General features: G+C 63.5%; 7 protein-coding genes and 1 pseudogene. 6 read left to right on the plus strand and 2 right to left on the minus strand.

Features of this window, described 5'->3' with window-relative positions; all coding sequences use genetic code 11:
* A pseudogene (locus tag EN742_RS12405) lies at positions 1-370 on the plus strand (O-antigen ligase family protein); the annotation flags it as partial.
* A 72-nt stretch (positions 371-442) separates the two neighbouring features.
* Positions 443-1,258, plus strand: a complete 816-nt coding sequence (gene proC, locus EN742_RS12410) for a pyrroline-5-carboxylate reductase (protein WP_126056476.1) — start codon at positions 443-445, stop codon at positions 1,256-1,258.
* Positions 1,259-1,264: 6 nt separating this feature from the next.
* Here proC and EN742_RS12415 read toward each other — a convergent pair whose 3' ends face one another.
* Positions 1,265-2,575, minus strand: a complete 1,311-nt coding sequence (locus tag EN742_RS12415; protein ID WP_126056477.1) for an NAD(P)H-dependent oxidoreductase — start codon at positions 2,573-2,575, stop codon at positions 1,265-1,267.
* Positions 2,576-3,344: 769 nt separating this feature from the next.
* On the opposite strand from EN742_RS12415, the gene EN742_RS12420 reads away from it, so the two are divergent.
* From EN742_RS12420 to EN742_RS12435, 4 genes are read left to right on the plus strand one after another with little or no spacing between them, the layout of a single operon-like run.
* Entirely contained in the window at positions 3,345-4,802 is a 1,458-nt protein-coding gene (locus tag EN742_RS12420) for a TolC family outer membrane protein (RefSeq protein ID WP_126056478.1), read from the plus strand.
* A gap of 28 nt (positions 4,803-4,830) precedes the next feature.
* Positions 4,831-6,963 carry a type I secretion system permease/ATPase gene (locus EN742_RS12425; protein ID WP_126056479.1) on the plus strand — a complete coding sequence of 711 codons (2,133 nt, stop codon included), beginning with the start codon at positions 4,831-4,833 and terminating at the stop codon, positions 6,961-6,963.
* A 14-nt stretch (positions 6,964-6,977) separates the two neighbouring features.
* On the plus strand, positions 6,978-8,267 hold the full coding sequence (locus EN742_RS12430) for an HlyD family type I secretion periplasmic adaptor subunit (RefSeq protein ID WP_126056480.1): 1,290 nt from the start codon (positions 6,978-6,980) through the stop codon (positions 8,265-8,267).
* Positions 8,257-8,898, plus strand: coding sequence for a ribbon-helix-helix domain-containing protein (locus EN742_RS12435; protein WP_126056481.1), 642 nt, complete (start codon positions 8,257-8,259; stop codon positions 8,896-8,898). Before EN742_RS12430 ends, EN742_RS12435 begins: the two co-directional genes overlap by 11 nt.
* Positions 8,899-8,921: 23 nt before the next feature.
* Here the strand turns inward: EN742_RS12435 and EN742_RS12440 are convergent, their stop codons facing one another.
* Positions 8,922-9,911: a transglutaminase-like cysteine peptidase gene (locus tag EN742_RS12440; protein WP_128332854.1), complete on the minus strand. Its 990-nt coding sequence runs from the start codon at positions 9,909-9,911 to the stop codon at positions 8,922-8,924.
* Positions 9,912-10,151: the final 240 nt, after the last annotated feature.

Consider the following 10,151-nt stretch of genomic DNA (forward strand, 5'->3'; position numbering starts at 1 on the left):
CTTCTGGGGGACACCGCTGCTGCTCAACCAGGACCAGCCCTTCGACCGACCCTGGGACATCCGGACCATTGTGCACGGCCATGACGGCTATCTCGACATCGCCGTGCTGATGGGTATTCCGGCGCTTTGCCTGGCGGTCTACACCTTCCTGATCGCGCCGCTGCGCGACTATATGCGCATCCCGCTGCGCAAGGAGAACATCTATCTCGGCGACTTCTTCATGATGGTGTTGCTGTTCGCGGCGCTGAACGGCTTCCTCGAAAGCTTCTTCTTCCGCCGCGCCGACCCCGTCTGGCTGTTCTTCGTGCTCAGCGTGCTCGGGCTGAGGCAGGTGGCGCTGCGGCCGCTGGCGGTGCGCCGCTCTTCCTGAGCTGGCTTCGACGGGGCTTTCCCGCCACGCCGCAAGCGTCTATGGGAAGGCCGTTCCCGCGGAGGCATCCAAATGACAATCAGGCTTGTTCTCGCCGGCTGCGGCAATATGGGTTTCGCCATGCTCTCGGGCTGGCTGAAATCCGGCAAGCTTGCACCGCAAGCCGTGTTCGTGGTCGAGCCCAATGACGCGTTGCGCAAGCGTGCCGAGGCGCTGGGCTGCGGCGCCGCCGCGGATGCCGCCGGAATTCCGGCCGACGCGGTGCCTTCCCTCGTCGTCATCGCGGTCAAGCCGCAAGTGATCCGCGACGTGACCGCCGCCTACAAGCGTTTCGGCGACGGCCGCACCACCTTCCTCAGCGTCGCCGCCGGCACGCCCGTCGCCACCTTCACCGAAATCCTGGGCGACCGTGCGCCGATCGTGCGCTGCATGCCGAACACGCCGGCCGCCATCGGCAAGGGCATGATGGTGGTGTTCTCCAACCCGCTGGTGTCGGACGACACGAAGCGCTTCGTCGCCGACCTGTTGGCGGCGAGCGGCGAAGTGGCCGAGATCGACGACGAAGGCTTGATGGACGCGGTAACGGCGGTGTCCGGATCAGGCCCGGCCTACATCTTCCATTTCATCGAGGCGCTGACGGCTGCAGCCGAAAAGGCCGGCCTGCCGGCCAGGACCGCCGGCCTGCTCGCCATGCAGACGGTCTATGGCGCCGCCTCGCTCGCCGCCGAAAGCCACGAGGACCCCGGCGTGCTGCGCCAGCAGGTGACCAGCCCGAACGGCACGACGGCCGCCGCGCTTGGCGTGCTGATGGGCGAGGAGCGGCTGACGAGGCTTTTGACCGAAGCGGTGGAAGCGGCGCGGCTGAGGTCGATAGAGCTGGGGAAGTAAACTCGATCAGCCGTACAGCATCTCGTCCTGCTTGCGGCGCAAGGCGTAGAGCCTGGTCGTCTCGTCAGGCGCGGCGTTGTCCGCGGTCAGCAATTCGCCTTTCCTGACCGGCTTCAGAACTTTGCCGCCCTCAAGCAGGCCGACGGGCACGGCGCGGCTGGCGCGGGCATCTGTGACGGTCATCGTCCAGGAGCGGTAGCAGGTCTCGCCGATGGCGTCGAAGGTCTCGCCCGCTGCCAGATCGCGCTTGGCGACGGCGCAGACCTCGGCCACCGGCCTCGGCAGCGGCACCATGTCGGGCCGGCGATGGAGCACGATGCGGGCGGCGGTCAGCGGCACTTCCAGCGAGGTCAGGTGGTAGGGCCGGAAGAAGCTGTAGTAGGGGCCGTGGCCGACATGGAGATCGTCCATGCGCTCGATGACGCGCGGATGCGTCGCCTCGACGATGACGAAGACGCCGGGCGCCACGCCCTTGCCGATCGTATAGTCGACGACGCCCTTCTTCGACAGGATGCCGCCATCGGCCTTCGGGATCAGCACCTTGGCGAGCTCGTCGCGGTCGGCCTTGGGACCATGCATGCCTGGGACATCCGGCACCAGACCGGTGGCGTTGGCTATGGCGCACATCTCGACCATGGTTTTCGAGCCGTCGACGAACTCGACCAGCATGCGCGGGTTCATGTTGCGGCGCAGCGCCTCCTCGCGGTAGTCGTCGGGCACCGCGTCATGGTTGAGCGGATTGTTCTTGCCCTTGCCGGCCGAGACGATGGTGTAGCCTAGCGCCGAGGCGAACTCGATCAGTTCCATGCAGCTCGACGGCTCGTCGCCGGCGCCGACCGAATAGACGACGCCTAGCCGGTCGGCTTGCTGTTTCAGATAGCAGCCGATGGTGACGTCGGCCTCGACATTCATCATCACCAGATGCTTGCCGTGCTCCATGGCCATCAGGTCGAAGTCGGCGGCGACGCCGGGTTTTCCCGTGGCGTCGATGACGACGTCGATCAGCGGATTGGTGACCAGCATTTCGTTCGAGGTGATGGCGATCCTGCCGCTCTCGATCGCCTGGCTGACCTTCGAAGCGGTGTCGGCCTCAGCCGCCATGGCCTCGTCGCCATAGGCGATGCGGATCGCGTCGCGGGCGGTGTGCGGGCGCCGTGTCGAGATGGCCGCGACCGAAATGCCGGGCATCAGCATGCCCTGCGTCACCAGATCGGTGCCCATCTCGCCGGAGCCGATAACGCCGATGCGCACCGGACGGCCTTCGGCGGCCCGTCTGGCGAGATCGCGGGCAAGCCCGGTCAGGGCGACATTGGTCATGCGGAAACGTCCATGCTTTTTTATTTGAAGCGGCAATAGCAGGCAACCGCCCTCCATTGCCAATGAAACCGGCAAAACGGCGGCAATTTCTCTGGGATTTGGAGCAATTAAAGGAAAAGCGCGCAGCGGTTTTCCTTCGGCGCCTTTGACTCTCCAGCCAAGGCAGGAACGAGCGCAGAAACACATAGTTTGAACGCAACCGCACACGCCATACCCATGCGCTCCGCCGCTGCGCGCCGAAGCTGTATCGTTCACCCCCGAACCCGCATGGCGCGTTGTCGCACCGGGGGACACGGCATCATGATGGCTGGCCCAATGGCAAGCCTTTGCACCGGAGGCCGGCTTCGCTGCGAGAAGTATTCAGGCCGCGATTCTGCCGGCGGTTGAACCCTTGCTGCCCACGGTCATATTTTGCTGGAGGCACATTGCCTTGCCGGTGCTGGAAGACCGGCCGACGCCAGCGCGTGATTCTATGTGCGCCGCGTTTTGTACTTCGTTTGCGCGAAGGGTACTTTTGCTCCTTTCACGCCAATTGGCGTTCCTTTCACACCAAATGGCGGGTCAGCGGCCCGTCCTTTCTGTGCCATTTTTGCTACATCCGGCGAAACTAATGGCCGGATTCTCGTTTTTGGCGGGCCCCCAAATGAATAAGCGCTCACACGTTGCGAAATTTTGATAGATAATCGTGGGAGAGCTCCGGTGGCAGGCTTGGGCACTGAGCGCCTAAAAAAACAACACGGGCGCGGGGATACAAAGTCACGGGGTAGAAATGAACAGGACGGGTAATGTCACCGTTGGCTGGCGCATTGCGCTCGCCATGACAGTTTCGATGCTGGCTTGTGGGACTGCTAGCGCACTCACGCTCAAGGAAGCCATAGCGGTCGCGGTCGAATCCAATCCGGAGATCGGCCAGGCGATCCAGAACCGCGAGGCGATCGAATTCGAGCTGCGCCAGGCGAAGGGTCTCTACCTTCCGAGCGTCGATCTGGAAGCATCGGCCGGCGCCCGCCGTCTCGACAATCCATCCCGGCGCGCGCTTTCCATAGAGGATGACGCGCTCTATCCGGCCGAAACCGATCTGACGGTCTCGCAGACGCTCTATGACAGCGGCGCAAGGCGCGCCGAATTGAACCGTCAGGCCTCACGGGTCGACGGCGCGTCGTTCCGGGTGCTGGAGCGGTCCGAATTCATCGGGCTGTCCGTCGTCCAGGACTATCTGGAATACATGCTGCAGGCTCAGATCGTCTCGGAGGCGAAGAAGAACCTCGGCTTCCATCAGTCCATTCTCGGCGACATCCAGCAAGGCATCGCCGGCGGCGCGCTGAACGAGGCCGACCGCCAGCAGGCCGAGGAGCGGCTGTTCGCCGCCAAGGCGCGCATGCAGGAAGCCACCGAGGAACTTGAAGCCGCCAAGATACGGTTCTTCAAGACCGTTGGAAAACCGCTGACCAATGCTTCGCGGCCGGGCGATGTCTCCGCTGCCCTGCCGCGCTCGCTTGACGAGGCGATCGGGCTGGCGCGGCAGAACAATCCGCGCGTGCACATGGCCAACAGCGACATCGACGCCGCCGCATCCCTGGTCGACGCCGCACGGGCGAAATTCGGACCGTCGATCATCGCCGAGGGCGTTGCCCGCGCCGGCACCGACATCGACGGCAATGACGGTGATACCAGCGACCTGCAGGCGCGGGTGGTGCTGCGCTGGAACCTCTATCGGGGCGGCATCGACAAGGCCAACGAGCAGGAACAGATCCGTCGCACCAGCGAACAGCGCCTTGCGCTGCATCAGGTTCTGCGCGAGATCGAGGAAGCGGTCCGCACCTCCTGGGACCGTCGCTTCCGGCAAGCCGACCTGGCAAAGACACTGAAGCAACAGGCCGCCGCCAATGAAAGGCTGGTCGGGTCCTATCGCGAGCAGTTCAAGGTCGGCCAGAGATCGCTGCTCGACGTGCTCGACGCGCAGAACACGCGCTTCAACACGGCGACGCTGGCCGATACCGCGTCCTACGCCTCGCTTTTCGCCCAGTACCGCCTGCTGGCGGCGACGGGAGAGCTGCTGAAGACGATGAACATCGCGCCGGCGAAGCAGTCGACGGCCTATGCGCGAACCGAGTTCGGCGTGCCGGAAACCGCCGATACCGAAACCTATGCGCGGACCCCGTCGGAGCAGAAGAACGATCTGCCGTTCGACATCCTCGCGCCAGTCAGGAAGAAGCAGCCGATGTAAGTCGATCGCTGGTCCTTCGGGGCGGGTCGTGAATCAGCAGCCACATATCCTGTCGCCCAAAGAGGCGTTCAAGGCCTGTTTTTCGGCCGTTGCGGCGTATCTCGGCAGGCCGAGCGCGGAGACCGTGCTGTTTGCCGGGGTCCCGATCGGGGAGTCGCGCATCGAGATCGCCGATATCAGGCACCTGGCCGAGCGCATCGGCCTGGAGGTCAGCGAATTCAACCATCGTGATTTCCTGCGCGGACGCGTCGACCTTCCGGCCATCGTTTTCCGCGTCAGCCAGTTGCCCGTCGCGCTGCTGGCGGAAATCGACAGCGGCGACTACCTCACCGCCCCTCAGGAAAACGGCCGCACTACGATCAGCAAGTCCGAGCTGGCCGAAAGCTATATCAGCGGCGGCGCGTCCTTCTCGATCACCTACGCCAACACCACCGAGGCGATGAAGGTCGGCTCGGCGCCGAAGATCGAGCGCCGGCACTGGCTAACCGGAACGATGGGTGCGTTCTGGCGCACCTATTCGAAGGTCGTGCTGTCGGCGATCTTCATCAACATGCTGGCCATCGCATCGCCGATCTTCACCATGAACGTCTACGACAGGATCCTGCCGAACAAGGCGATCGCGACGCTCTGGGTGCTGGCGCTGGGCATCGGCGCAGTCATCCTGTTCGACCTGCTTTTGAAGACGGCACGCGCCTCGCTCATCGACTATGCCGGGCGCAGGGCGGATCTTAGAATATCCTATCTCCTGTTCGAGAAGGTGCTGAACTCTTCGCTATCGACGCGGCCCGGTTCAACCGGCGAATACGCAAGCCGCGTCACCCAATATGAATTTGTGCGGGAGTTCTTCACCTCCAACACGATCAGCGTCTTCATCGACACCGTCTTCGTCTTCGTCTTCCTGCTGGTCATCTACGCAATCGGCGGCTGGCTGGTGGTCATCCCGGCGCTTGCCTTCGTGATCTCCATCATCGTCGGACTGGTGACGCAGCGCCGCATCGGCAAGCGCGTGGCGGCCTCGATGAACGAGGCCTCGCAGCGCCAGGCGCTGCTGGTCGAATCCATCTCGACGCTGGAAACGATCAAGTCGCTGCGCGCCGAGGCGTACCTGCTGCGCAAATGGGGCGAGCATTCCAAGAACGCTGCCAACACGTCGGAAAAGATCAAGCAGCTTTCGGCCGCCGCCGGCAACATCACCGGATCCATCCAGCAGCTGGTGACCGTCGCCCTGGTCGTGGCCGGCGCCTATGCCTTCTCGGAAGGGTATGTCTCCACCGGGGCAATCATCGGCACGGTCATGCTGGCAAGCCGGGCCGTGGCGCCGCTTGGCCAGATCGCCATCACGCTCTCCCGGTTCCGCCAGGCCATGCTGTCGCTGAGGATCGTCAACTCGATCATGTCGCAGCCGGAGGACAGGCCGGACACGGTGGGTTTCGTCAATCGCCCGATCCGCAACGGCGCGATGGCCTTCAAGAATGTCGGCTTCGTCTATCCCGGCTCCGAAACCGAGGTACTGAGCGGGCTGAATTTCTCGGTCAAGCCTGGCGAGCGTGTCGGCATTATCGGCCGCATTGGATCGGGCAAGACCACGATGGGACGCCTGATCGGCAGGCTTTTCCTGCCGAGCTCGGGGGAGCTGCTGGTCGACGGCATCGATATCCGCCAATACCACCCCTCGGAGGTGCGCGCCGCGGTCGGCATCGTCGCCCAGGCCGGCGACCTGTTTTCGGGCACCATCAAGGAGAACCTTTTGATGGCGGCGCCGGAGGCGAGCGACGAGGCCATCATCGAGGCCGCGAAGGCCGCCGGTGTCGATGAATTCGTCTCCCGTCATCCTCGCGGCTACGACATGAATGTCGGCGAGCGCGGCACCAACCTGTCGGGTGGCCAGAGGCAAGCGGTGGCGATCGCGCGCCTGCTTTTGACCAGACCGAAGATCGTCTTTCTCGACGAGCCGTCGGGGTCGATGGACCTTGCCTCGGAACGGCAGCTGATCAAGCAGCTGAAGGTGGCTTTCGAGCGAAACACGACGCTGATCGTCTCGACCCATCGCTTCAGCATGCTGGAGCTGGCCGACCGCCTCATCGTCATCGATCAGGGCAAGATCGTCGCCGACGGGCCGAAGGAACAAGTCATCCAGGCGCTGCAGAAGTCGAGCGCCTGACTGGGACAGGGTAGATGCTTGCAAGGGAAGATCGTCCGCCGCTTTTCGCGTCGGCCTCGATATACATCATAGCGGCGCTGTTCGTCGCTTTCGTCGGCTGGGCAGCCTTCGCCGAAGTCGACGAGATCGCGCGCGGCGACGGCAAGGTCATACCTGCCTCGAAGACCCAGATCATCCAGGCCAGCGAGGCCGGCGTTGTCCAGGAGATCGCCGTCAAGATCGGCCAGGTCGTCAAGAAGAACGACCTGATCATCCGCCTCGACAATACGGGCAACAGCTCCAGCCTCGGCGAGCAGCAGGCCAAGGCGCGCGCTTTGCAGACGCGCATCGCAAGGCTCAAATACGAGCAAAGCGGCAACATTGCCGGCCCCTTTCCATGCCCGGCCGACATCCAGTCGGTCGCCCCGGAAATCTGCGACAATGAGCAGAGGCTGCTCGTTGCGCGGCGTGGAAACTTCGAGAACAAGCTGTCGGTGCTCAAGTCGCGCCTCGACCAGCGCGAGAAGGAACTGGACGAGGCAACCGCCAATTTCGACCGCCTGTCGAAGAACCTGATCGTCAGCGACCAGGAGGCCAAGCTGGTCGAAGCGATGGTCAAGAAGGGGCTGATGGCCAGGACCGAGCAGCTTCGCGTCGAGCGCGAGCAGACCGAGCTGAACGGCCAGCTCAATCTCGCCGGCGAGACCATAAAGAAGGCCAAGGCGGCGATCACCGAGGCGCAGCTGCAGGTGGATGAGCTCGGCCTGCAGCTGCAGCAGGAGGCCCTGGACGAGCTCACCCAGGCGCTGGCCGAGCTTTCGGTCGTGGAGGAGACCATCCGCGGTGCCACCGACAAGGTGGCGCGCACCGATATCCGCTCGCCGGTGGACGGCATCGTCAACACGCTGGACCTGAACACGCTGGGTGCCTTCGTGCAGCCTGGCGCGGTGGTCGCCGGCATCGTCCCGACCTCGGAAACCCTGCTGGTCGAAGCGCGGGTCTCGCCGCGCGACGTCGCCTTCATCCGGCCGGACCAGGAAGCGCTGATCAAGGTCACGGCCTACGACTTCTCGATCTTCGGCGGCATCGAGGGAAAGGTCTCGAACATCACCGCCGACAGCCTGGTCGATCAGAAGACCGGCGAACCGTACTACCAGGTGCGTGTCGCCACGGAAAAGTCGACACTGGCAAGGGACGGCAAAACCTATTCCATCATTCCAGGCATGATCTGCTCGGTCGACATCAAGACCGGACGAAAGACAATCCTGACCTATCTCTTGAAGCCGATCAACAAGGCACGCGAGGAGGCGATGAGTGAGCGATAGCATCACACCTGCCATCCCCCAGGGCGAGCGGCTGCTCCTGCCGCTGACCGCCGAGGATTTCGGACCGGAATTCCGCGTCGTCGCACGTGGCGGCGTGCGCCGCGGCATCCGCCTCGAGCGCGCCTTCTGGGTGACGCTCAAACAGATGGCCGAAAGCCGCAAGTGCACGATCGGCATGCTGGTCGACGAGATTGCCGAAAGCCACGCCGAACAGGGGAACCTGACCTCGGCGATCAGGGTCGCCTGCATGCGCGGACTGGCGCAGGAGAACCTTGCACTGCGCAAGCTTGCCTCGATCAGGACGATCACCGCGATACTTGTCGCCTGCCCTTCGCCGGCCTTCGCGCTGTCGTCGTCGAAGAAGATCCTTACTTTCAACGCGCCGTTCCAGCAGCTGGTCAAGCGCCAGTTGCCGGCGAGCCCGAATGACGATGCGCGGCACGACCTGAAGCTGGCGCTCGACCTCAACGTGGCCGATATCTTCGCCCGGCTCGAGGCCAATGGCGAAACGCCCGTGAATACCGGTTTCGTCATAGGCGTCGGCGAGCGCCGCTACCGTGGCCAGCTCAACGTGGCGCGCGCGCCGGTGGCCGAGCCGGAATTGCTGATGGCTTTCGTCTTCAGCGGCTGACCCCGGAGGGGCCGGGAAGGTGTTCAGCGCGGGCCCATGCGGGTCGGCGCCACAATCGCGGAGACCATGTCCGGCTCCAGGCCCTCGCCGGGGGCAACCGCGGCAACGCCGCCCTTGATGTCGGCCATCTCGGCGCCGCCGGTCTTGGAGCCATGGATCCAGGCCCGGTCCATGCTGAAGGAATAGAGCGGAACGTAGTCGGGCAGATCGCTGTCACGCCTGACGGCATTGCCGAGACTGTCAAGGATGAAGGCACCGCTGGCGGTACTCACCGACAGCACGGCGTGGAAGAATTTCCGTTTGCGGTCCTGAAGAACGACGAGCGACATGCTCTGCGCCGGAACGCCGGCCTGCAGCAGCGCCGTCATCTTGAGAATGGCGAAATCCTCGCAGTCGCCGGCTCGGCGCTCGAGGATTTCCGAAGGCTTCGCCCAATAGTCCAGCTTGCCATAGACGGCGCTGTCCTTCCGGTAGGCGATCAGGCGGTTGATGCTCGTGTTGATGAAAGCCAGCCTGTCGCTGAACCCCTTGCCCTTGGCGGCGTCGACGATCGCGACGAAGGAGGTGTTCTTGCGTTCGCATGCGCTGCCGGCCGAGCAGTCGACGATCGCCCGGTAGACGGGCGCCCAGCGCGCCGCAACCGGGAAGTTGCGCATCGACAGCGCGACCGAGCCGAACACGCCCGAAATGATCGCGGCCGTCTGGATAGGGTCAATGCCGGCGCCACCCTGCGCCGCTGACGCGGCCTCCGCACGCTCGACCTCGCCGAAGCCATAGGCACCGGAGACCATGCCGATCCTGTATGACGCCGCAGGCTGCCAGGGCTGATATCTGGCCAGCGAAACACCGCCCAGGCTGAGGGGTGCCCGGACCACTTTCGCAAGCGTTCCCGTGAATGCCGAATCACCCGGCGCTGCGCTCGCCGATGACGGTTGCGGCATCCCGCAGAGGCCGATCGCCAGCACGAGAACCTCGAGTCCGGCTTTCCCCAGCAGAGCTTTTTGTGTTTTCATGACGCCCACCTTTGACTGTGGACGCTATCAATCCTGTCTCAAATTATTGGAAATGAAGGTGGATAAGTTTGCAGCAATTCATTTCATCTACTTTATCTAAAATTTTATTCTTATTTATACTTATATTTGCCAAACCCGGCCCGCCGACCCTCACCAAAACGGGTCCGGAAAAGCACTAGTATACCGGGTTATATGGCGAAGGTTTACCATGCGTAAAAAATAGCAAAGTTACTATATCAT

The sequence above is a fragment of the Mesorhizobium sp. M4A.F.Ca.ET.020.02.1.1 genome, assembly GCF_004022645.1.
Classification (GTDB): domain Bacteria; phylum Pseudomonadota; class Alphaproteobacteria; order Rhizobiales; family Rhizobiaceae; genus Mesorhizobium.

Bases quoted from the DNA above. Each gene is read 5' to 3' on its own strand.
- proC (WP_126056476.1), top strand. From the start codon at position 443: ATGACAATCAGGCTTGTTCTCGCCGGCTGCGGCAATATGGGTTTCGCC.
- EN742_RS12415 (WP_126056477.1), bottom strand. From the start codon at position 2,575: ATGACCAATGTCGCCCTGACCGGGCTTGCCCGCGATCTCGCCAGACGG.
- EN742_RS12420 (WP_126056478.1), top strand. From the start codon at position 3,345: ATGAACAGGACGGGTAATGTCACCGTTGGCTGGCGCATTGCGCTCGCC.
- EN742_RS12430 (WP_126056480.1), top strand. From the start codon at position 6,978: ATGCTTGCAAGGGAAGATCGTCCGCCGCTTTTCGCGTCGGCCTCGATA.
- EN742_RS12440 (WP_128332854.1), bottom strand. From the start codon at position 9,911: ATGAAAACACAAAAAGCTCTGCTGGGGAAAGCCGGACTCGAGGTTCTC.